Below are 19,541 nucleotides of genomic sequence, written 5' to 3' on the forward strand. Positions count from 1 at the left end.
ATTAGTGCAGATGCTTGGCGTCCACCGGCGCCTGGAACTCGGTGCGCAGCAATTGCACGCCGACGCGCAGGTACTCGGCCAGCTCCATATAGGAATCTTCGTCGTCGTCGCTCAGTCCCTCGGACTGCAACTGGGCGATCTGGTAGATATCGCGCAACACTTCCTTGCCGTCCTCGCCGCAAGCCACGCCTTCCGACAGGGAGCCCAAGCCGTGCAAAAAGCCTTTGCACCAATGGGACAATGCCTCGGCGCGATCCGGCAGGTCCACGTCTTCGTCCGGCAGGAACAAATCGAAATCGAACTCGAACGCTTCCAATGCGTCGCGGGTTTGGTCGAACAGGGCGCTAAATAAGTGCAGCCCCTTATCGTCCAAGGCGTGGCCGGCGGCACCGAAAACCTCGGCCAGCCACTCCTCCAAGCGCAGGCGGCGGTTGACGCACAACATGCCGGATAAAGCGCCGTGGCATTCCGCGGCGTCGGCGAACGCGGCATTGCCGGCCACCAAGTCGTCGAAAGCTTCGTAGTCGGAATGTGTGCTCATTTGCTTTGATACGCCAATAAAAATCTAATATCTTTAAGGACCTATGCTAGCATTCTTCAGCCCACAGCCCAACCGCCACGCGCCGCGCCAGCCATCGTGACCACCGAAAACGAATTGCAAGCCGAACTGCACCGCCTGGACGAAAAAGTCGACGCCCTGCTGCGTCTATGCCGCAGCCTGCAACACGCGAACCAGGAGCTGATCGAGCAGAACGAGCAGCTCACCCAGGAGCGGGCGCAACTGGTGGAAAAAGCCGCCATGGCCCGCAACCGGGTGGAAGCCATGGTGAAACGCTTGCGCACCCTGGGCCAGGAAAATCTATGAGCGAAGCGAAACCCGTCAAGGTAATCATCCTCGGCAAGGAATTCCACATCGCCTGCCGGGAAGAGGAGCGGGACGACCTGATGACGGCCGCCCTGCACCTGGACGAAAAGATGCGCCATATCCGCAGCAACAGCCAGATCGGCAGCTTCGACCGCATTGCCGTCATGGCGGCGCTCAACATCGCCCACGAACTCGTCCAAGCCCAAAGCCAAAACCCGCCCCCGCCGCAGAACAACCGGGCGATCACCGAACGCGTCGTCGCCATGCAGGAACGCATCGACGCCGCCCTGGCCGCCGCCACGCCCGACGACAAATAAGCGTTCGGGGCGGGCGAACGAAAATCCGCTCCCGGCGGATTTGTCACGTCGGGCGGTCCTGCCCACCGCCCTATGGGTAAATGAAAATCCGCTCCCGGCGGATTTTTCATAGTAAAATTACTGCACGTCCCCTGCGGCGTTCGAAGCGGGTTGGGTTACCCCCTGAGCCTTAAATTGCAACCCCGGGAGTCCGGCTGGCGGTGATGGTGTGCATGTCCGCCCCGTGCGGAAAGCCTGATTCACCTCAACGGTTCCCACCTGAGCCATCCGGTTCAGGGGAAAAACTCGCTACGGCGCAAGCGGGGGATCTTTATCCCCCCATTCTCCCCGGCACCCACCCATGCAATATTGGCTGATGAAGTCCGAACCGTCGGAGTTCAGCTACGACGACCTCGTGGCGCGCCCCGACCAAACCGAACACTGGGACGGCGTGCGCAACTACCAAGCGCGGAACATGCTGCGCGACCAGATGAAGCGTGGCGACCAAGTGTTTTTCTACCACTCCAATTGCGCGGAACCGGGCATCGTCGGCATCGCCGAAATTTCGCGGGAAGGTTATCCCGACCATACCGCTTTCGACCCCGACAGCAAGCATCCCGATCCCGCCAGCGATCCGGCCAACCCGCGCTGGTTCATGGTGGACGTAAAGCCAGTGCGCAAGCTGAAACGCACCATCACCCTCGCCGAACTGAAAGACCGCCCGGAATTGGGCGACCTGGCCCTGGTGCGGCGCGGCAACCGCCTGTCCATCATGCCGGTGGCAGCGGACCAGTGGGCGTTTATTTTGTCGCTGGAATGAGCCGGTTCCGCGGCTGAAACGCCGCCGCTAGAACCAAGACAAAGGGTAACGGCGGCTGCGCGGCAAATTGTTGACCAGCAACGCCACCGCCAACATCACGAAAGCCCCCGCCGTTACCGGCACCAAGGCGTACCAATATCCCAAAGCGTGGATGCGCTCGCCGCCCAGCACGGCGATCAACGCCGTGGCGCCGCCGGGCGGGTGGATGGTGCGGGTGAGCTGCATAATCGCCATGGAGCAGGAAACGGCCATGGCCGCCGCCAGCCACAAAGGCTCCGGCAAGGCTTGATAGACCGCTACGCCGACCACGGCCGACAGGATCTGCCCGCCCAGCAAGTTGCGCGGCTGGGAGTAGGGCACGCTGGGCGCGCCATACAGCAGGATAGCCGTGGCGCCGAACGACCCGATCAAATACATCTGCTCGATTCCGCGCAAGGCCAGCCAGTGGCTCAGATAGCCCACCGCCGCCATCCCCAGGAAAACGCCCAGCCAGCTCAACCCCATTTGCAGCCATGAGCGTATCCAGTGAACGGCCACGGACTTGGCGCGGCGAATCAAGCCCCCGCCTCCCGACCAGCCGTTTCGTTCAAGGCCGCAATCCGCCGCTGCGGAACCAAGCGCACGTCGCGCGGCTTGATCGTGTCCGCCAGCGTATATTGATCCAATACCGCCAAAAATTCGTCCGCCGCCCGGTTCAGGGCCCCCTTCAAGCCGCACACCGGCAAGGCGGCGCAGTGGGCGCGCTTGAAATTAAAGCACTCCACCACGTCGAAATGGGGCTCCATGGCCCGCACCACGTCGCCGATCCCGATCAGCGCCGCCGTCCGCGCCAGCTTGACGCCGCCGTTCTTGCCGCGAGTCGTCGCGACAAAGCCCTTGCGCGCCAGCGCGTGCACCACCTTCACCAAGTGGTTGCGGGAAATCTGGTAGTGTTCCGCCATCTGGCCTATGGTGGCCTCCGGCTGCTCCGCAAGGTAGATTAGGACGCGCAAGGCGTAATCGGTGTGCTTGGTCAACTGCATCGCAGCAATCTCTTTCTCCGTCCAAGAAAATTTCGTGTCGCTATTTGACAAGCCCTCCACGGGCTTTGTACACTTCGGAACAAGATGTATCTCATATGCATCTTAACAAAGTCCCCCTAAGAATGGCACATCGAAAAACGCAATCAGGAGTACACCATGTCTGAATCTTTATACGAACAACTGGGCGGCGAAGCGGCTGTAGATGCGGCGGTGGACATTTTTTACCGCAAAATTCTGGGCGACACCACGCTGGCGCCCTTCTTCGAAGGCGTGGACCTCGACAAGCAGGCAGCCAAGCAAAAGGCATTCCTGACCATGGCCTTCGGCGGCCCCAACAACTATTCCGGCAAAGACCTGACCTCCGCCCACGCGGCCCTGGTTGCCCGCGGCCTGAACGACAGCCACGTGACCGCCGTGCTGAACCACCTGATGAAAACCTTGCAGGAACTTAAGGTTCCGGGCTATCTCGTGGTGGAAATCATGAAGATCGCCGAAAGCACCCGTAACGCCGTATTGGGCCGCTGATAAACGGAGACGGGTATGCCGCAAATCACGTACGAAGGCCGTAGCTACGTTACGGAAGGGGACGAAACCGTCCTGGATTGCTTGCTTCGTCACGGCGAATCCGTCTCTTACGGTTGCCGGGCGGGAGCGTGCCAAAGCTGCCTCATGCAGGCGGTGGACGGCGCGCCTCCCTCCGACTCTCAAAAAGGCCTGAAAGATACGCAAAAATTCGATCGCCAGTTTCTCGCCTGCCTGTGCCACCCGACGACGGATTTGGAAGTCGCCATACCGGGCGCAGCGGCAAAAACCTACACCAGCCCGGTTATCGACGTCGAGCGCCTAAACGCCGAAATCGCCCGGGTTCGCCTCGGCCTGCCGGCCGGCTTCAAATACCGCGCGGGCCAGTTTATCAATATTGTCGCCCCCGGCGGTGTTTCCCGCAGCTACTCCCTGGCCAGCGTTCCGGACGAAGACGATTACCTGGAGCTACACGTCCGGCGCATCCCCTCCGGCCTGGTCAGCGGCTGGATCTACGACGAACTCAAGACCAACACCGAACTGACCATCAGCGAAGCCATGGGCCAATGCTTCTACGTGCCGGCCCGCAACGACCAGCCGCTGCTGCTGATCGGCACCGGCTCCGGCCTGGCGCCGCTGTACGGCATCGCCCGCGACGCCCTGCGCCAGGGCCACACCGGCGCCATCCACCTCTACCACGGCAGTTCCAATCAAGACGGCATTTACTATTTCGAGGAAATGAGCGCCTTGGCGGAAAAGCACCCGCACTTCAACTACACGCCCACCCTGTCGCGCCCCCATGAACTGCCGAAAGTGGCGTCGGGCCGCGCCCACGAGATCGCGTTACAATCCTTAGGCGCGCTGCGCGGTTGGCGGATATACTTGTGCGGCCATCCGGAAATGGTGCACGGCACCAAGAAACAGGCGTTTCTCGCCGGCGCGGCCATGCAGGACATATACGCGGACCCGTTCACGTTCGTGCAACACCCGCCCAAGGCGGTCGGATGACTGCCCGGGGGGACATGTAGCGTCCGGGACACATGGGTTCGCTCCTTGAAAGAATAATGAGGAGAACGATTCCATGCGCGAGCCCCCCGAAAAAACCGACTGGCCCATAGGCACTTTGGTCTTGCTGGCCGGCGCCGCCACGGTGATGGCGCTGGCGTGGCTCTATCTCTATTTCGGCGTGTTTCTGCCGCGCGGCGCACTGAGTTGAGGTGAGCCATGCATATCAACCCGCTGGAAAAGAAATGGCTATTCGCCTCGCTAGCCCTGGTCGCCGTATTTCTCGGCTCCATCTTCTACACCGCCTTCGAACGTAACATCCACCCGCCCAGCCACGTGGAAACCGTGGACTCGGCCAAGCTGCACCTGGGCGGCGAATTCGCCGAGGACAAGCTCGGCGTCGTCGGCCAGGCGGACGGCAGCGTTCGGGTAACCCTTGTCGCCGGCCGTTACGGCTTCTACCCGCGGCAAATGAGCGTTCCCGCCGGACGCCCCGTCACTTTCCGCATCGCCAGTATGGACGTGTTGCACGGCGTGCACGTGCCCATGACCAATATGGGCACCATGGTCGTGCCCGGCTACGTCGCCCAGGTCACCACCGTATTCCCCAAACCGGGCGAATACCCCATGTTGTGCAACGAATACTGCGGCATGGGCCACGACCACATGTGGAGCCGCATCACCGTGGTGGCCGCCGACCAGTGGCAACCGACCGCAACGACCAAGGGGAGCAACTAGCCCATGTGCGACAAGGACATTAAAAAATTGGCCCTGGCCCACTTGTGGGTGGCCTTCGGCGCGTTCGGCGTCGCCTCGCTGCTGGGCTTCTACCAGGTGGTGGAGCGCAGCGGCCTGATCCCGGCGCTGAAATCGCCGGCGCTGTATTACGGCTCCGTCAGCACCCACGGCGTGTTGATGGCTTTCGTTCTCACCACCTTCTTCATCATGGGCTTCGGCTACCACACGGCGGCCAACAACGGCGCCGGCTTCAACCGCTGCGCCGCCTGGGCCGGCTTCTGGGTGGCCGCCGTCGGCACCCTGCTGGCGGCCCTGCCGCTGCTCACCGGCAACGCCTCGGTGCTGTTCACTTTTTACCCGCCCATGCAGGCCCATCCGCTGTTTTATATCGGCGCCACCTTGCTGGTGGTGGGCTCCTGGGTATGGTGCGTGCTGATGGTGATGGCCGCCGGAGCGTGGAAACAGGCCAACCCCGGCGCCGCCATGCCCTTGCCGCTGTTCGCCACCACCGGCAACGCCATCCTCTGGCTGTGGAGCAGCGTCGGCGTAGCCTTGGAAGTGGTATTCCAGCTGATCCCCTGGTCTTTGGGACTGGTGGACACCATCGACGTCGGCCTGGCCCGCACGCTGTTCTCCTGGACGCTGCACCCCATCGTCTATTTCTGGTTGATCCCCGCTTACATCGCCCTATACAGCTTCGTGCCCTTGGCCGCCGGCGGCAAGCTGTTCAGCGAGGAGCTGGCGCGGGCGGCTTTCGTGTTGATCGTGGTCTTCGGCCTGCCGATCGGTTTCCACCACCTGTACATGGACCCCATGCAGGCCTCCGGCTGGAAGCTGGCCCATGGCGTCGGCACCTATGTGGTCGCCATTCCCACCCTGATCACCGCCTTTACCGTCATCGCCTCGCTGGAAATGGCCGGCCGGGCGCGAGGAGGGCAGGGCCTGTTCGGCTGGATCGGCGCGCTGCCGTGGAACCAGCCCATGGTGCTGGCGGCCGGCCTGTCCCTGCTCATGCTGCTGCTGGGCGGGTTCGGCGGATTGGTCAACGCCAGCTACGCCATGAACGCCATGGTGCACAACACCGCCTGGGTGCCCGGCCATTTCCACCTGATCTTCGCCGGCACCGTGGTCACCCTCTATTTCGCCGTCGCCTACCGGCTGTGGCCCAGCCTCACCGGCAAAGCCTTCCGCAAGCCCTGCTTGGTGCTGGGGCAGCTGTGGAGCTGGTTCGGCGGCATGGCCATCCTCACCACGCCGTGGCATATCCTCGGCTTGCTGGGACAGCCGCGCCGCATTTCCAGCGTGGAATACGACAGCCCGCTGGTGCAGTCGTGGGGAGCGTACGAGGCGATCATGATCGCCGGCGGCTTGGTGTTGCTGCTGTCGGCCCTGCTATTCGTCTACAACCTTGCCTCAGCCCACTGGCAAGGCGAAGCGTCCGGCGAAGATACGGTGGCTTACGCCGAACCGCTGCACCCGCCCGGTAAAATCCCGGCGCTGCTCAACGGCTACGCCGTGTGGAATTGGGTGATACTGCTGCTGATGGCGGCTAGCTTCGGCTATCCCATCGCTCAGTTCTTCCTCATGAAAACGTTCGACTCCAGCCCCTGGGGGTACTAGCCATGGACAAACGACTACTGATACTCCCGGCCCTGCTGGCAACCTTGGCCGCGCCGGCGCAAGCCGAACCCTCCAGCCGCGTGGCCTGGACCCCGGAGACCCTGGCACTGGTAAAAGCCGGCAACACCGGCCACGGCCAAGAGCTGGCGAAAAATCTAGGCTGCGACGGCTGCCACACCGGCAGCACCATGCCGGACGCCCCCCATCTGGCCGGACAGCTGGCGACCTACCTGTACCGCCAGTTGCACGACTACAAGGACCGCAGCCGCGCCAACGACACCATGGAGGCCATGGCGGCGGGCCTGAGCGAGCAGGACATGGCGGATCTGTCCGCCTGGTACGGCAAGCAGGAGGCATCCGCGGCCACGCCGGCCCAGGGCGCCGTCGAAGCCGCCCAGCGCCTGGCGAGCCAGGGCGACAAGCAGCGCTTGGTTCCCGCCTGCGCCGCCTGTCACGGCGGCGGCGGACAGGGCCAGGCCCAGGATGTCCCGCGCCTGGCCGGGCAAAAACCCGCATACCTGGCGGCAACGCTGCAAGCCTACAAAAAGGGGCAGCGCCACAACGACGTTTACCAGCGCATGAGAGCCATCGCGGCGACGCTCAGCGACGAGGAAATTCACCAGTTGGCCGAGTATTACGCTGCGCAAGGCCACTGATAGCCGAGGGAGGGGGCGTTCGAGCCGGGCTCCCGACAGGCCGGTTTAACGCCCTCCGTCCCCATCCGCGCATGGGGAAACGCGACGCTTTCGAATCGGTGCCGGCTTCCCAAGCCAGCCAGAAGACCACCGTTTTTCACCACCCTAGACGAGCCACGCCATGACGACTTCCGCTGCGCTTATCCCTGATTTCATCCGCGCCGTCGGCGCCGTCATCCGCGACAACGCGGAGGAAGTCACCGCTCTCGACCAGGCCATCGGCGACGGCGATCATGTGACCAACTTGCAAAGGGGGTTGGAGGCTCTCGACGGGTTGGCCGCCAGCCTGGGGGAGGACTGGTCCGCCGCCTTGCAGAAGATCGGCATGAGCCTGATGTCCAGCGTCGGCGGCGCTTCGGGGTCGCTGTACGGCACGCTGTTCCTCGCCATGAGCAAATCGCTGAAAGGCAAGGAGCTGGACCAGGCGAGCCTGGCCGAGGCCTTCGCTCAGGGGGTGGAAGCCATGAAGCAGCGCGGCAAGGCGGGCTTGGGCGAGAAAACCATGCTCGACGTGTTAATTCCCGTGGCGAACGCCTTGCAGGAAGCCTCGGCCGCCTCTTTGCCTTTGCCGCAACTGTTGGAAAACGTCGAGAAAGTCGCGGCGGCGGGCGCGGAATCCACCCGCGACTTGGTGGCCACCAAGGGCCGCGCCTCTTTCCTGGGCGAGCGGGCCAAGGGCTGCTTGGACCCCGGCGCCCGCACCGGCCAGTTGATGATAAGCGCTATCGCCGGGGTGTTGCGGAACAGCGGCTAGCAGCCCCAGCGCAGGGCGGCCGTGTGCACCGGCGCGTCCCACAGCTTGAGCATTTCCTCGTCCAGCAAGGTCAGGGTGAGCGAGCAGCCGGCCATGTCCAGCGATGTGGTGTAGTTTCCCACCAGGGAGCGGGCCACGTTCACGCCGCGCTGGCTCCAGTACTGATAGGCCAGGCCGTAGATCAAGTTCAGTTCCAACAGAGGCGTGCCGCCGAAGCCGTTGACGTGCAGCAGCACGGACTGGCCTCTCGCCGGCCTCAGCTCCTCGTCGATGATGGCCGCCAGGTAGTCCACGATTTCGCTGGCGCTGGCCAGCTGCTTGCGCTCGCGGCCCCGCTCGCCGTGGATGCCCACGCCCATTTCCATTTCGTTGTCGGCGATGTCGAAAGTGGGCTTGCCCAGGGCCGGCACGGTGCAGCTGGTGAGCGCCACGCCCATGGAGGCGGTGGCGTGCACCACCTTCTCGCCCAGCGCTTTGCAGGCGGCCAGGTCGGCGCCGGCTTCCGCCGCCGCGCCGACGATCTTCTCCACGATGGTGGTGCCGGCAATGCCGCGCCGCCCCATGCCCTGGTGTTCCGGAATGGACACGTCGTCGTGCACCAGCAGCGAGTCGTGGGAACAATCCAGCATTTCCCCGGCGATTTCGAAATTCATCACGTCGCCGGCGTAGTTCTTGACGATGAACAGCACGCCGCCGCCGTTCTCCACCGCCTGGGCCGCGGCCAGCATCTGGTCCGGCGTGGGGGAGGTGAATACCTGGCCGGGGCAGGCCGCGTCCAGCATGCCGAAGCCGACGAAGCCGCTATGCAACGGCTCGTGGCCGGAACCGCCGCCGGAAATCAGCGCCACCTTGCCGGGACGGGAAGGCGCTATGCGGGCGATGTAGTGAGGCTCGGCGCAGTAGCGGACGATGTCCGCGTGAGCCAAGGCGAAGCCGCGTAGGCTTTCTTCCAACAGGGTATCGGTGCTGTTGAGAAATTTCTTCATCGTTCCCCCTCGTGATTTCGACCCGGCCCGGGACGGCTCAGGCCTTATGGAAGGCTGGGCTGTATTCGTGCACCGCAGCGATCATGGCGCCGGCGTGGGCCGGATCCACGTCCGGCAGGATGCCGTGGCCCAAATTGAATACGTGGCCGCTGCCCTGGCCGTACTGTTCCAGTATAGCTTTCACCTTGGCGCGGATGGTTTCCGGCGAGGCGTACAGTGCCACCGGGTCCATATTGCCTTGCAGCGCCACCTTGCCGCCGACCCGGGCCCGCGCCTCGTTTAACGGCGTGGTCCAATCCACCCCCAGGGCGTCGTAGCCGGAATCCGCCATCGCTTCCAGCCATTGGCCGCCGCCCTTGGTGAACAGCACGGTTGGGACGCGCCGGCCGTCGGCTTCCTTGGGCAACGCGGCGCGTACCTTGGCCGCATAGGCCAGGGAAAACTCGCGGTAATCCTCGGCGCTGAGCACGCCGCCCCAGGTGTCGAACAGCATGATGGCCTGGGCGCCGGCGGCGATTTGGGCGTTGAGATAGGCCGCGACGGAATCCGCCAATACGTCCAGCAGCTGGTGCATGAGGCGGGGCTGGTCGTACATCAAGCCTTTGACCTTGGCGAAGTCGCGGCTGCCGGCGCCTTCCACCATGTAGCAGGCCAAGGTCCAGGGACTGCCGGCGAAGCCGATGAGCGGCACCCGGCCGGCCAGGGTCTTACGAATCAAGCGCACCGCGTCCATCACGTAACGCAACTCGCCTTCGGGATCGGGCACGGCCAGACGCTGGATATCCGCCGCCGTGCGCACGGGATGGGCGAAACGCGGCCCTTCGCCCTCGGCGAAGGTCAGCCCCAAGCCCATGGCGTGGGGAATGGTGAGGATGTCGGAAAACAGAATGGCTGCGTCCAGCGGATAACGATCCAAGGGCTGGATAGTGACTTCGCAAGCCAGTTCGGGGGTAGTGCACAAGTCGAGAAAGCTGCCGGCCTGCTGGCGCACCCGCCGGTATTCGGGCAGGTAACGGCCGGCTTGGCGCATCATCCATACCGGGGTGCGCTCCACCGGTTCGCGCAGCAGGGCGCGCAGGAAACAGTCGTTTTGTAAGCTGGAAGTCATGGCAAATCGGGATCGACTAAAAACCATGCATGATAGCCGCCGCGCGGCGGCGGAACAAATCGGCCGCGGGCTAGCGGGCGGCGGCCCGGGCCTCCTGCTGCACTTGCTTCATCTGCCTGACGAAGGGCTTACCCAGCGCGGCGGGCAATTTCGCCGCCGCGCGCTTGGCGTCGGCCTCCGTAGCGAATAGGCCGTAGTAAACCGGATAGGACGTAGCGGCGCCATGACGGCTGGCGTAGGTCGCCACCTGCCCCTGCATGGCGGGATAACGCTGCAACAACGCTTTGATGGAGGATGCCTCCCGCACGGCCATGACCTGCAGGGTGTACGCTTGCGGCGATTGGGCCAGCACCCAGCCGGCGTCGCGCAAGCCGGCGATAGCCAGCCCAGCAGCTGCCGGGGCGGGGCTCGCCGTCGGCGCACGGGGCTGGACTGGGCTGGGCTGAGGGGCGGCGGTCGGTGAAGGCTTGGCCTCCCCGCTGGTCGGCGGTTTTTTAGCCGCTCCGGCTTCCGTGGGACGAGGCGGCTTGCCTGCCGTTAAGCCACTCTCGGTGGGCTCCGCCACCGGCACGACTGGTTTGGCGCCCCCCGCCGGCTCTTCGTCCAACTCGCCGACCGGCGGCTCCATCGCGGCGTCGACGCTCGGCGTCGCGGAATCACCCGATGTCGCTTTGGCGGTGCCGGCCAAGGCCGGACCGTACCCTTCGGGCGCCAACATCAACCGCTTGCCCGCGGGATCAACCGGCTTCGCCCCCATCCCGGCATCCGGCCGCACCGGAGCGTCAGCCGCCGAAGACGCGGCGGGCGTTTCCTGTCGGGCTGATGCGGCGACTTGCGACACGACGCTGGGACGCGGCTCTTTGAACGGTTCCGTACCGACATTGGGGGATCGTTCATCGACAATGCCCGGCCGGGCGGCGGGCATTGGCAAAGCGGGGGATTCCGGCAGTTGCGCCGGCGGCAACGACAACGGTCGCACGGCGGGAACCTCGAAAGCCGGCGGCGGCTCGATAGCCGGCGCCTTCGGCAACGGCTTGGGTTGAACCAAGGCCTCCGTTTCCTGCGCGTCTTCGCTCGGGCGGCGGAACTGCAGGTAGGCCACGACGGCGGCCACTGCGACCATGCACGCCGCGGCGATCGCCGCCCATCGGCGGCGCCTGGCCTTGGCCCGCACTGCGGGAGCATCGATCAACAATTGGATGATGCGGCCGGGAACGCCGTGGCTAGCCCGGTACACGGCACGGGTACGGGCGGGGGTGATATCCTCCATCGACAACAGCCGGGGAGGGCGGGTGGCTAAACGCTTGAGGTAGGACTTGCACCTGGGCGCGGTCAGCGCCGGAATGTCGATGTAGTGGCAATCGCCCAAAACCGATTCGTCGGTGGCGATCTTCAAGTGCGCCTCGTCGGGACGCAGCGCCAGCACCAGGCGGAACGCGGGATATTGGGACGCGAACTGCCACAAGGCGCTCAACACCCCCGGCGCGACCTTGCCGGCGTCGTCCAGCAGCAGAACCAACAAGTTCTTATGGCGCCCCAACTGTCCCAGATAGTCCGCCAGGGCGTGTTCCGATACGCTGGCCATGGCCAACTGCTCGGCGATTTGCGTGAGGATGTCGCCGTGGCGCAAGCGCCCGTCGCCGGCGACGCGCACCACGCGCCAACTCTCGAAGGCGCGCTGTTTCAACAAGCCGAGGAAAGTGCTCTTTCCGATGCCGTCCGGGCCGCTAACCACCAGCACCTTGCCCAGGTTGGAGATTAGCAGCATCAGCAATTCGAAACGCTGGGCCCGCTCCGGTGACAACAAATAGGTAGCGACATCCTGCGGGCTGCCACTCAAGGCCGGGGCGACGTCCGAGTGGCGATCCAGTAATACGGAAAAGGCCTCAGGCTTTTCCGTACTCATCCAAAGTGGCTCGCAGTTGCGTCATGCCGATGCCGCGCGGCAAAGTGGCACGGCCGATTTGTTCCAGCAAAATCAGACGCACTTGGCCGTCCACGTTTTTTTTGTCCACCGCCATGAGCTCCAAATAGCGCTCCGTGGCAAGGTTTTCCGGCGGCTTCGTCGGCAACTTGGCGCGCCGCAACAAGGCCTCGATACGCGCCACGTCGGCGGCCGCCAGCCAGCCGAGGCGGCGCGACAGGTCCGCCGCCTGACACATGCCGATAGCCACCGCCTCGCCATGCAAATAAACGCCGTAGCCGCAGCCGGTTTCGATGGCGTGGCCGAAAGTGTGCCCCAGATTGAGGGTGGCCCGCTCGCCCGTTTCTTTTTCGTCGGCCGCCACTACCTCCGCCTTGTTGCGGCAGGAGCGCTCTATGGCGTATGCCAACGCATCCGCGTCGCGCGCCAGCAGCGCGTCCATATTGCTTTCCAGCCAGGCGAAAAATTCGGGATCGCGTATCAGGCCGTATTTGATCACTTCAGCCAGTCCCGCGCTCAGCTCTCGATCGGGCAGGGTCGCCAGCGTATCGGTATCGGCGAGCACGCACCGGGGCTGGTAAAAGGCCCCGATCATGTTTTTGCCGAGGGGGTGATTGACGCCGGTTTTTCCGCCCACCGAAGAGTCCACCTGGGACAACAACGTGGTGGGCACTTGCACGAACGGAATGCCGCGCTGATAACAGGCGGCGGCAAAGCCGCCGAGGTCGCCGATCACGCCGCCGCCGAGGGCGATCAGCACGGCGTTGCGGCTGAAGCGTTTACCCAGCAGCGCGTCGAAAATGCGCCCGGCGGAATCCAGCGTTTTATAGGATTCGCCGTCGGGCAGAATCACCGTTTCCACCACGCGATCGGCAAAAGGGGCCAACACGCGATCCAAATAGAGGGGCGCCACCGTGTCATTGGTCACCACGGCCACCTGGGCGGAAGACACGTGACGCGTCAGCAAATCGGCCCGTTGCAACAGTCCGCTGCCGATATAAATGGGGTAAGCGCGCTCACCCAGCTCGACGTTGAGCGTCTTCATCCTGCTTTTCCGTTTTGCGCTTGGCTTGATTGTAAGCTTTGAGAATTTCCCGCACTGCTTGGCGGCTGGAATAACGCCCGGTATCCACGGTGCAATCGGCCACGGAGCGATACAACGGCTCGCGCGTTGCCATAAGCTGCTCCAAGCGCTGCCGAGGATTCTCGGTTTGCAGCAACGGCCGGTGGCTGTCCTTGAACGTGCGCTCCACTTGGCGGTCCACCGAACATTTCAGGTAGACGACAAAGCCGTTGGCGGCCAAGGCGGCGCGATTTTCCTGCAGCAAAACGGAACCCCCTCCCGTGGCAAGGATAATGGGAACCCGCCGCACCAGATCGGCAATGGTGTCCGCCTCGCGCCGCCGGAAGCCGGCCTCGCCCTCGTATTCGAAGATCATCGGGATATCGACGCCGGTGCGTTGCTCGATTTCCCTATCGCTGTCGACAAACTCCATCTTAAGGCATTTGCCCAGTAGGCGGCCAATGGTGGTCTTGCCGGCCCCCATCGGGCCGATCAAGAAAATATTACAGACTTGCTTCATATCGGCCGCGCGAACTAACCTGAATTCTAGGGCTTAAGAACCGAGGCCCGGGTGCGAAACGCCCCGGGCCCCAAGCTCGTCTAAGGGGTCTGCGCTAGATTTTGCCGCACGATTTTCGGCGTCACGAATACCAGAAGCTCGCGCTTTTTGTTCTTCGTCGCCTCTCGCTGGAAGGCCTTGCCGAGATAAGGGATATCGGAGAGGAACGGAACGCCATCCACATCCTTCGAGTTCTCGTCTTCGTATACACCGCCCAATACCACGGTGTCGCCGTCCCTGACCTGAACGTTGGTCTGGATCTCCCGCTTGTCGATAGCCGGGGATTGGTTGGTGATGCCGGCCTGGGAGGAAGTGGTCACCAGCTCGCCAACGGCGTCTTTGGTGATTTTAAGCTCCAGCATCACGTTTTCGTCGGGAGCGATGTGCGGCGTAACCTCCAGCAACAGCACGGCCTCGACATACTTGATGGTCGGCGCGGTTGTGGCGCTGCCGCCCGACTGCACGGGGATCGCTGTACCCTGTTTAATGAACGACTTCGTGCCGTCCGACGCCAGAAGCCGAGGATTCGACAGCGTTTCTGCCGTGCCTTCCAGCTGGCCTGCCGACAGTTCCAACTCAAGCAAGGAGCCCGCGGCCCGCAGGACGGTGAAACCGATTTTCGCGCGAGGATCCGCCGCGGCTAGATCGAACAACGACCCCATGATGGCCTGGGAAGAACCGGCGGAGGGATTGCCGCCGTACGTAACGCCGGTGGCATTGGCCGCGCTGCTGCCCGAACCGCCGGACACCTGGGTGAATTTCATGCCCAGATTCCGCGTGAAATTGTCGCTGGCGATGACGATGCGCGAATCGATCAGCAATTGCCTGACCGGAACGTCCAATTTGCCCACCAACTGACGAACCCGCTCGATATTTAGCGCCGTATCCTTGACCAGCAAGGTGTTGGTGCGGTCGTCCATGGCCACCGACCCTCTCTCCGAGAGTATGCTTTCGCCCTTCGCCGCCCGGCTGGAATTGGTTTCGGTACCGCCCGTCTTGGTCGATTCCTCGTTTTTCGCCGTATCCTTGCTGGCTACGCCGCCTTGCAAGATCGCCAGCATATCCGCCGCTTTCGCGTATTTGACGTAGATCAGCTCGGTAATCAGCGGCGCCAACTCCTCCACTTTCTGATTCGCCGCCAACTCATCCTGCTCCTGCTTCTGCACTTCCGCAGCCGGCCCGATGCGCACCACGCCGCCGTCCTGGCGCTTGGCCAGACCTTTGGATTTGAGCACGATGTCCAATGCCTGGTCCCACGGCACGTCGTTGAGACGCAAGGTGACGTTGCCCTGCACCGTATCGCTGGCCACCATGTTCAAGCCGGTGAAATCCGCCAGGATCTGCAACACTTGTCGCACGGGAATGTCCTGGAAGTTCAGCGTCAGCTTTTCCCCGCCGTAGGTGACTTCCTTGCGCTGGCGCTCTTCGCGTTCAGCGCGGCTGAGAGCCCTGAACTCGATGGTCAGCGTATTGTCCGTTTGATAAGACGAGTACTCGTAGTCCTCGCTCACCGGCGTCACCACAACTTTGGCTCGCCCGGTTTCGCCCTGGATCGTTACGTTCTTCACCGGCGTGGCGAAGTCGGTCACGTCGAGCTTTTTTTCCAACTCGGTCGGCACCGAAGCGCCGGGGATATACACCACGATCTGATTGCCCTCGCGGCGCATGTCCGCCACCGCATTGGCGTCGGAAAGCGCGATCAATACTCGGCCTTCGCCTTTCTCGCCCCGCTGGAAATCGACGTTTTTGACGCTCTGCCCCTGAAAGCCGCCGCCGGCCCGAGAAGATGCGGATGCCTTGCCGGCCGGGCCTTTCGGCGTCTCCGCTTTGCCGTACAAGGTCAGGTACACATGGCCGCCCTCGGTTGCCACATCGTAGCGGGCCATGGACAAGAGATTGACCACCACGCGAGTGCGGCCCTGGGCCTCCACGGCATTGACGCTGCGGGCGACACCGGTGTCCACCGGGATCGCTTTGTTGCCCAAGCCATTGCTCACCGCCGGGAAGTCCAAGGCGATGCGCGCGGGATTGTCGGTGTGGAAAACGGCGGGCTCCGCCACCGGGCCGCTCAGGGTGAAATCCAGCCTCAACTGGTCGCCGGACAAAGTCGTGAAATTCACCGACTCCAGTCTTGACGCTTCGGCGCTCATGGCCGACAGGGAAAACAACGCCAACCCAAACAGGCAGGCCATATCGATGAACCGTTTACGCACCCACATGTTGGCGACTCCCCCGCGATCCACACTTTGATTATCAGCGTTCATACGCATCTCCGACGACTATTCCGCAAGCGCGATGGACGCTGGTTGTTCACGCCACGCATTGGCGCCGTCGGCAACGATTTCCACCAAATCGATCCGATCCGCCGACACGCTGACCACCTTGCCGTAATTCTTACCTAGATAATTGCCGGACCGTACGCGATGAATGGTCCCATCCGGCGCCTTTATCAACCCCCACAGGACTTTTCCCTTCGCGAGCGTGCCCACCATGCGCAAGCTGTCCAATGCATAAGATTCCAATTCTTCCTTGGGCCGATTGAGATCAGGGCGAATGCCGTTCCCCCCGGCCGTTTCCTGGTGCTCCTCCCGCTCGGCCGAGCCGAAGGGGTCGCGAAAATCCTCGGTATTGAAAACGAACGGCGTTGCCGGTTTAAGTTCCGGCAAAGGCGCCACAGTGCCCTTCTGGCGGCTTTTGATTTCCGCGACGTAAGCCTGCAGATCGGACAAATCCGACGACCCGCAACCGGCCAACGCCGTACAAGCCAACGCCAACACGCCCCACCGCGATATCGGATGCAACGCCATCATTTCCCTCCCGCCGGTTTCGCCGCCGCGGCGGCGGGCGCCGGCTTATTGGCGCCGCCGGGCGCGGGCTTTTTGGCGGCATTGGCGGCCGCTTCTTCGCCTTCATCGAGGTAACGGTAAGTTTTCACCTGCGTTTCCATAATCAACGCATCGCTGGCGCCGGTTTTCCCTGCAGCCGCATTATCGGATTTGCCTGCACCGCCGCCCGCGCCGCTCCGCTTGATGTGCACGTTATGGATGGTCACGATACGCGGCAACGCCGCCAAACCGCTCACGAAAGAAGCGAACTTGGCATACGACCCCACCACCCGAACATCAATGGGGAGCTCCGCGTAGAAGTCTTTTTTTACCTCGTTCAGCGGCTTGAACAGCTCAAACTCAAGACCGGCCGCCAACCCGGTTTGCGACACGTCGACCAAAAGCTCGGGCACCTGCGTCTTATCCGGCAGTTGTCGCAACATATCGCCAAAGATTTTTTCCATCTCCACCAACTGCTTCCTGTATTCCGCCAGGTTCGCGGCCTTTTTGTGGTTGACCTCGAACGTGGTACGCAACTCGGATTCCTTGCGTTGCGCTTGGTCCAGTGTGTCCAACTGCGTTTGCGTGTCGAAATAAAACCAGGCGCCGGCGACCAATAAGCTGACAATGGCGATAACGGTCCCTTTCACCAGCCAAGGCCAGCGGCCGGCATACTCGATATCCCAGTTGATTTCAGCGAGATTCATAACCATTACTCCTTGCCCCCGCTACCGGCGATCGCGGTCTGATGAACCGACATATCGAACCGGTTGGGGCGGTCGCCAGAAGCGCTGCCCTTGGTCTCGATAACGCTCAAAACCGGATTTTCCAGCCAAGGAGACCCATCGAGATTGCGCATATAAGCAGAAACGCGGGCATTGGACTGGGCCACGCCCTTCAGGCTCAAGGTGCGGCCACCCTGGGTGACTTCGTCCAGCTTGACGCCATCCGGAACGGTTTTGGCCAATTCGTCGAACAAGTGGACCGCCTCCGGCCGGCTTCCCTGCAACTGCTGAATCACCTCCATCTTGGCCACCAGACGGTTCTTTTTGGCTTCCAACTCCTTGATTTCCGCGATCTGCTTATTCAAGGCGTCAATTTCAGACTGGAGAAACTGGTTGCGCTGCGCTTGGTAATCGATATTCGCCCCGATGTAACCGTGTACAACCCCCATGGCCACGCACACCACCACGACACCCGCACCGATGGCGAGAAAAAATTCCTGTTGCTGCTGCTTGCGCAGTTCTTCACGCCAGGGCAGCAGATTGATGCGAGCCATCAGCTGAAACTCCTCAAGGCGAGTCCGCATGCGGTCATCATAGCCGGCGCTTCTTTCCCCAAGTTTTGCGGCTTGACCCGATTGGACAAGGACATATCGATAAACGGATTGGCAATCAGCGTCATCACCCCTAATTGCTCGGCGACCGTTCGATCCACCCCGGCGATCGAAGCGCAACCGCCCGCCAGCACGATGCAGTCCACGCCTCTCTGCGCGGTGGCGGAAATATAGAATTGCAGGGAACGGGAAACTTGTTGCGCCAAGGCTTGCTTGAAAGGCTCCAACACGTCGCTGGCATAGCTGTCGGGCAATCCGCCCTGCTTTTTCGCCAAGCCGGCCTCCTCATAGGAAAGGCCGTAACGGCGCTGGATTTCCTCGGTCAGTTGCTTGCCGCCGAAACCTTGTTCGCGGGCGTAGACGGTCGCGCCATTTTGCACAACGTTGAAAGTCATGACCGTGGCGCCGATATCGACCAGTGCAACGACCTTGTCGACGCCGTGTTCCGGCAATTGCCCGGCAATCAGCGGAAACGCGCCTTCCAAGGCGTAGGACTCCACGTCCACGATGGCCGCTTTCAGTCCCGCCAATTCGATAGCCGCAACCCGGTCTTCCACGTTTTCCTTGCGCGAAGCGGCCAGCAACACATCGACCAGCTGCGGGTTTTTTTCGCTAGGCCCCAGAACCTGGAAATCCAGGCTAACCTCTTCCAACGAATAAGGAATGTATTGATCGGCTTCCAATTGGATTTGTTGCTCCAGCTCGTCGTCGTGGAGCGACGCAGGCATGGCGATCACCTTGGTGATGACGGACGAACCGGCCACGGCTACCGCGGCATGCTTGAGCTTGGTGCCGGATTGTTTGATGGCGCTTTCCACCGCTGCGCCAACCACTTCCACGTTGGCAATCGCCCTATCCACCACGGCGTCGGGCGGCAGCGGCACCACCGCATAACCTTCCACGCGATAGCGCCCCCCCGCCTTACTGAGCTCAACCAGCTTGACCGCCGCCGAGCTAATGTCTATGCCCAAGAGGGGCGGTTTTTTTCGTGAGAGCATGAACATCCGGCGATTTCCTTCCGCAAACGTCGCGGACTTTAAATTGTGCGCCCCGCTCAGGGAACGCTGAATAAATCCGTCACAGACTTCTCAGCACCGCCGGCAGCCGCTTTGGTTTGCGGCGCAAGGCCCATGCGGCGGGAAATTCCACTTAAGCCGGCGCTGGCCTTGGCGCCAAGACCGCGCGATCAATCGCAGGAGCCGCTCCATTGCCCCACCCCGCCAGCGCAAGTAATGCGGCTGTAGTATAGTATCAGTCGCATGAGCTTGCGTGACACTTTAACAGTGTCGCGCAAGTATTTGATCTCTCTCCTACCTTTGTCAAGCCCCGGCAAAATATCCCGTTAAGCTGAAGCCTTAACCGTGACACCGCCCACACCAGCCCACGGCCGTAAAAACAAACCT

At 62.6% G+C, this 19,541-nt stretch carries 23 protein-coding genes and 1 other RNA gene; 11 read left to right on the forward strand and 13 right to left on the reverse strand.

Annotation, left to right across the window (positions count from 1 at the left end; translation table 11 throughout):
* Position 1 precedes the first annotated feature (1 nt).
* On the reverse strand, positions 2–541 hold the full coding sequence (locus tag K5607_RS16620; RefSeq protein WP_054774006.1) for a UPF0149 family protein: 540 nt from the start codon (positions 539–541) through the stop codon (positions 2–4).
* 96 nt (positions 542–637) lie between these two features.
* Here K5607_RS16620 and K5607_RS16625 point away from each other — a divergent pair, with 96 nt between their 5' ends.
* From K5607_RS16625 to K5607_RS16640, 4 genes are all read left to right on the forward strand, one after another.
* A complete protein-coding gene (locus K5607_RS16625; protein ID WP_054774007.1) occupies positions 638–865 on the forward strand; it encodes a TIGR02449 family protein in 228 nt (75 codons plus the stop codon).
* Positions 862–1,182 (forward strand): cell division protein ZapA, encoded by a 321-nt coding sequence (locus tag K5607_RS16630; protein ID WP_054774008.1) that lies wholly within the window; start codon positions 862–864, stop codon positions 1,180–1,182. The genes K5607_RS16625 and K5607_RS16630 overlap by 4 nt, the downstream gene beginning before the upstream one ends.
* A gap of 125 nt (positions 1,183–1,307) precedes the next feature.
* Positions 1,308–1,492: non-coding RNA, 6S RNA (gene ssrS / locus K5607_RS16635), on the forward strand.
* Between the two features lie 30 nt (positions 1,493–1,522).
* Complete coding sequence (locus K5607_RS16640) at positions 1,523–1,981, forward strand: EVE domain-containing protein (RefSeq protein ID WP_054774009.1); 459 nt, start codon at positions 1,523–1,525, stop codon at positions 1,979–1,981.
* A gap of 27 nt (positions 1,982–2,008) precedes the next feature.
* Here the strand turns inward: K5607_RS16640 and K5607_RS16645 are convergent, their stop codons facing one another.
* Positions 2,009–2,539: an HPP family protein gene (locus K5607_RS16645; protein WP_217995023.1), complete on the reverse strand. Its 531-nt coding sequence runs from the start codon at positions 2,537–2,539 to the stop codon at positions 2,009–2,011.
* Positions 2,536–3,003 (reverse strand): Rrf2 family transcriptional regulator, encoded by a 468-nt coding sequence (locus K5607_RS16650; RefSeq protein WP_054774010.1) that lies wholly within the window; start codon positions 3,001–3,003, stop codon positions 2,536–2,538. Before K5607_RS16650 ends, K5607_RS16645 begins: the two co-directional genes overlap by 4 nt.
* Positions 3,004–3,159: 156 nt before the next feature.
* On the opposite strand from K5607_RS16650, the gene K5607_RS16655 reads away from it, so the two are divergent.
* The 7 genes from K5607_RS16655 to dhaL all read left to right on the forward strand — a co-directional run bounded on the left by K5607_RS16655 (position 3,160) and on the right by dhaL (position 8,337).
* Complete coding sequence (locus K5607_RS16655; protein WP_054774011.1) at positions 3,160–3,528, forward strand: group I truncated hemoglobin; 369 nt, start codon at positions 3,160–3,162, stop codon at positions 3,526–3,528.
* 15 nt (positions 3,529–3,543) lie between these two features.
* Entirely contained in the window at positions 3,544–4,533 is a 990-nt protein-coding gene (locus K5607_RS16660; RefSeq protein WP_221047676.1) for a 2Fe-2S iron-sulfur cluster-binding protein, read from the forward strand.
* A gap of 73 nt (positions 4,534–4,606) precedes the next feature.
* Complete coding sequence (locus tag K5607_RS18205; protein ID WP_255211178.1) at positions 4,607–4,741, forward strand: hypothetical protein; 135 nt, start codon at positions 4,607–4,609, stop codon at positions 4,739–4,741.
* Positions 4,742–4,749: 8 nt separating this feature from the next.
* On the forward strand, positions 4,750–5,268 hold the full coding sequence (locus K5607_RS16665) for a cupredoxin domain-containing protein (RefSeq protein WP_054774949.1): 519 nt from the start codon (positions 4,750–4,752) through the stop codon (positions 5,266–5,268).
* Positions 5,269–5,271: 3 nt separating this feature from the next.
* Positions 5,272–6,888 carry a cbb3-type cytochrome c oxidase subunit I gene (locus K5607_RS16670; protein WP_221047677.1) on the forward strand — a complete coding sequence of 539 codons (1,617 nt, stop codon included), beginning with the start codon at positions 5,272–5,274 and terminating at the stop codon, positions 6,886–6,888.
* Between the two features lie 2 nt (positions 6,889–6,890).
* Positions 6,891–7,544, forward strand: coding sequence for a c-type cytochrome (locus K5607_RS16675; protein WP_221047678.1), 654 nt, complete (start codon positions 6,891–6,893; stop codon positions 7,542–7,544).
* Positions 7,545–7,704: 160 nt separating this feature from the next.
* The gene (gene dhaL, locus K5607_RS16680; protein ID WP_221047679.1) at positions 7,705–8,337 is read left to right on the forward strand and encodes a dihydroxyacetone kinase subunit DhaL; all 633 of its coding nucleotides are present in this window, start codon (positions 7,705–7,707) and stop codon (positions 8,335–8,337) included.
* On the opposite strand, the gene dhaK is transcribed toward dhaL, so the two are convergent.
* The 10 genes from dhaK to K5607_RS16730 all read right to left on the reverse strand — a co-directional run bounded on the left by dhaK (position 8,334) and on the right by K5607_RS16730 (position 19,142).
* Entirely contained in the window at positions 8,334–9,323 is a 990-nt protein-coding gene (dhaK, locus tag K5607_RS16685; RefSeq protein ID WP_221047680.1) for a dihydroxyacetone kinase subunit DhaK, read from the reverse strand. The genes dhaL and dhaK overlap by 4 nt on opposite strands.
* Positions 9,324–9,360: 37 nt before the next feature.
* Positions 9,361–10,431, reverse strand: coding sequence for a uroporphyrinogen decarboxylase (hemE, locus tag K5607_RS16690; protein ID WP_221047681.1), 1,071 nt, complete (start codon positions 10,429–10,431; stop codon positions 9,361–9,363).
* A 70-nt stretch (positions 10,432–10,501) separates the two neighbouring features.
* The gene (locus tag K5607_RS16695) at positions 10,502–12,337 is read right to left on the reverse strand and encodes an SPOR domain-containing protein (protein WP_221047682.1); all 1,836 of its coding nucleotides are present in this window, start codon (positions 12,335–12,337) and stop codon (positions 10,502–10,504) included.
* Positions 12,318–13,400, reverse strand: a complete 1,083-nt coding sequence (gene aroB / locus K5607_RS16700) for a 3-dehydroquinate synthase (RefSeq protein ID WP_221047683.1) — start codon at positions 13,398–13,400, stop codon at positions 12,318–12,320. The genes K5607_RS16695 and aroB overlap by 20 nt, the downstream gene beginning before the upstream one ends.
* A complete protein-coding gene (aroK, locus tag K5607_RS16705) occupies positions 13,372–13,938 on the reverse strand; it encodes a shikimate kinase AroK (protein ID WP_054773014.1) in 567 nt (188 codons plus the stop codon). Before aroK ends, aroB begins: the two co-directional genes overlap by 29 nt.
* Positions 13,939–14,018: 80 nt before the next feature.
* A complete protein-coding gene (locus tag K5607_RS16710; protein WP_221047684.1) occupies positions 14,019–16,196 on the reverse strand; it encodes a type IV pilus secretin PilQ in 2,178 nt (725 codons plus the stop codon).
* Positions 16,197–16,256: 60 nt separating this feature from the next.
* Positions 16,257–16,706 carry a pilus assembly protein PilP gene (locus K5607_RS16715; RefSeq protein ID WP_246598907.1) on the reverse strand — a complete coding sequence of 150 codons (450 nt, stop codon included), beginning with the start codon at positions 16,704–16,706 and terminating at the stop codon, positions 16,257–16,259.
* Positions 16,707–16,783: 77 nt separating this feature from the next.
* A complete protein-coding gene (locus K5607_RS16720) occupies positions 16,784–17,509 on the reverse strand; it encodes a type IV pilus inner membrane component PilO (RefSeq protein WP_221047686.1) in 726 nt (241 codons plus the stop codon).
* A 5-nt stretch (positions 17,510–17,514) separates the two neighbouring features.
* A complete protein-coding gene (locus K5607_RS16725; RefSeq protein ID WP_054773008.1) occupies positions 17,515–18,081 on the reverse strand; it encodes a PilN domain-containing protein in 567 nt (188 codons plus the stop codon).
* Positions 18,081–19,142: a pilus assembly protein PilM gene (locus K5607_RS16730; protein WP_221047687.1), complete on the reverse strand. Its 1,062-nt coding sequence runs from the start codon at positions 19,140–19,142 to the stop codon at positions 18,081–18,083. The genes K5607_RS16725 and K5607_RS16730 overlap by 1 nt, the downstream gene beginning before the upstream one ends.
* Between the last annotated feature and the right edge of the window lie 399 nt (positions 19,143–19,541).

It is taken from the genome of Methylogaea oryzae (assembly GCF_019669985.1).
GTDB lineage: Bacteria > Pseudomonadota > Gammaproteobacteria > Methylococcales > Methylococcaceae > Methylogaea > Methylogaea oryzae.

What these genes read in the sequence shown, in the direction of transcription:
- K5607_RS16620 (WP_054774006.1), bottom strand. Translation starts at nt 541, where the DNA reads ATGAGCACACATTCCGACTACGAAGCTTTCGACGACTTGGTGGCCGGC.
- K5607_RS16630 (WP_054774008.1), top strand. Translation starts at nt 862, where the DNA reads ATGAGCGAAGCGAAACCCGTCAAGGTAATCATCCTCGGCAAGGAATTC.
- K5607_RS16640 (WP_054774009.1), top strand. Translation starts at nt 1,523, where the DNA reads ATGCAATATTGGCTGATGAAGTCCGAACCGTCGGAGTTCAGCTACGAC.
- K5607_RS16650 (WP_054774010.1), bottom strand. Translation starts at nt 3,003, where the DNA reads ATGCAGTTGACCAAGCACACCGATTACGCCTTGCGCGTCCTAATCTAC.
- K5607_RS16655 (WP_054774011.1), top strand. Translation starts at nt 3,160, where the DNA reads ATGTCTGAATCTTTATACGAACAACTGGGCGGCGAAGCGGCTGTAGAT.
- K5607_RS16660 (WP_221047676.1), top strand. Translation starts at nt 3,544, where the DNA reads ATGCCGCAAATCACGTACGAAGGCCGTAGCTACGTTACGGAAGGGGAC.
- K5607_RS18205 (WP_255211178.1), top strand. Translation starts at nt 4,607, where the DNA reads ATGCGCGAGCCCCCCGAAAAAACCGACTGGCCCATAGGCACTTTGGTC.
- K5607_RS16665 (WP_054774949.1), top strand. Translation starts at nt 4,750, where the DNA reads ATGCATATCAACCCGCTGGAAAAGAAATGGCTATTCGCCTCGCTAGCC.
- K5607_RS16670 (WP_221047677.1), top strand. Translation starts at nt 5,272, where the DNA reads ATGTGCGACAAGGACATTAAAAAATTGGCCCTGGCCCACTTGTGGGTG.
- K5607_RS16675 (WP_221047678.1), top strand. Translation starts at nt 6,891, where the DNA reads ATGGACAAACGACTACTGATACTCCCGGCCCTGCTGGCAACCTTGGCC.
- dhaL (WP_221047679.1), top strand. Translation starts at nt 7,705, where the DNA reads ATGACGACTTCCGCTGCGCTTATCCCTGATTTCATCCGCGCCGTCGGC.
- dhaK (WP_221047680.1), bottom strand. Translation starts at nt 9,323, where the DNA reads ATGAAGAAATTTCTCAACAGCACCGATACCCTGTTGGAAGAAAGCCTA.
- hemE (WP_221047681.1), bottom strand. Translation starts at nt 10,431, where the DNA reads ATGACTTCCAGCTTACAAAACGACTGTTTCCTGCGCGCCCTGCTGCGC.
- K5607_RS16695 (WP_221047682.1), bottom strand. Translation starts at nt 12,337, where the DNA reads ATGAGTACGGAAAAGCCTGAGGCCTTTTCCGTATTACTGGATCGCCAC.
- aroB (WP_221047683.1), bottom strand. Translation starts at nt 13,400, where the DNA reads ATGAAGACGCTCAACGTCGAGCTGGGTGAGCGCGCTTACCCCATTTAT.
- aroK (WP_054773014.1), bottom strand. Translation starts at nt 13,938, where the DNA reads ATGAAGCAAGTCTGTAATATTTTCTTGATCGGCCCGATGGGGGCCGGC.
- K5607_RS16710 (WP_221047684.1), bottom strand. Translation starts at nt 16,196, where the DNA reads ATGTGGGTGCGTAAACGGTTCATCGATATGGCCTGCCTGTTTGGGTTG.
- K5607_RS16720 (WP_221047686.1), bottom strand. Translation starts at nt 17,509, where the DNA reads ATGAATCTCGCTGAAATCAACTGGGATATCGAGTATGCCGGCCGCTGG.
- K5607_RS16725 (WP_054773008.1), bottom strand. Translation starts at nt 18,081, where the DNA reads ATGGCTCGCATCAATCTGCTGCCCTGGCGTGAAGAACTGCGCAAGCAG.
- K5607_RS16730 (WP_221047687.1), bottom strand. Translation starts at nt 19,142, where the DNA reads ATGTTCATGCTCTCACGAAAAAAACCGCCCCTCTTGGGCATAGACATT.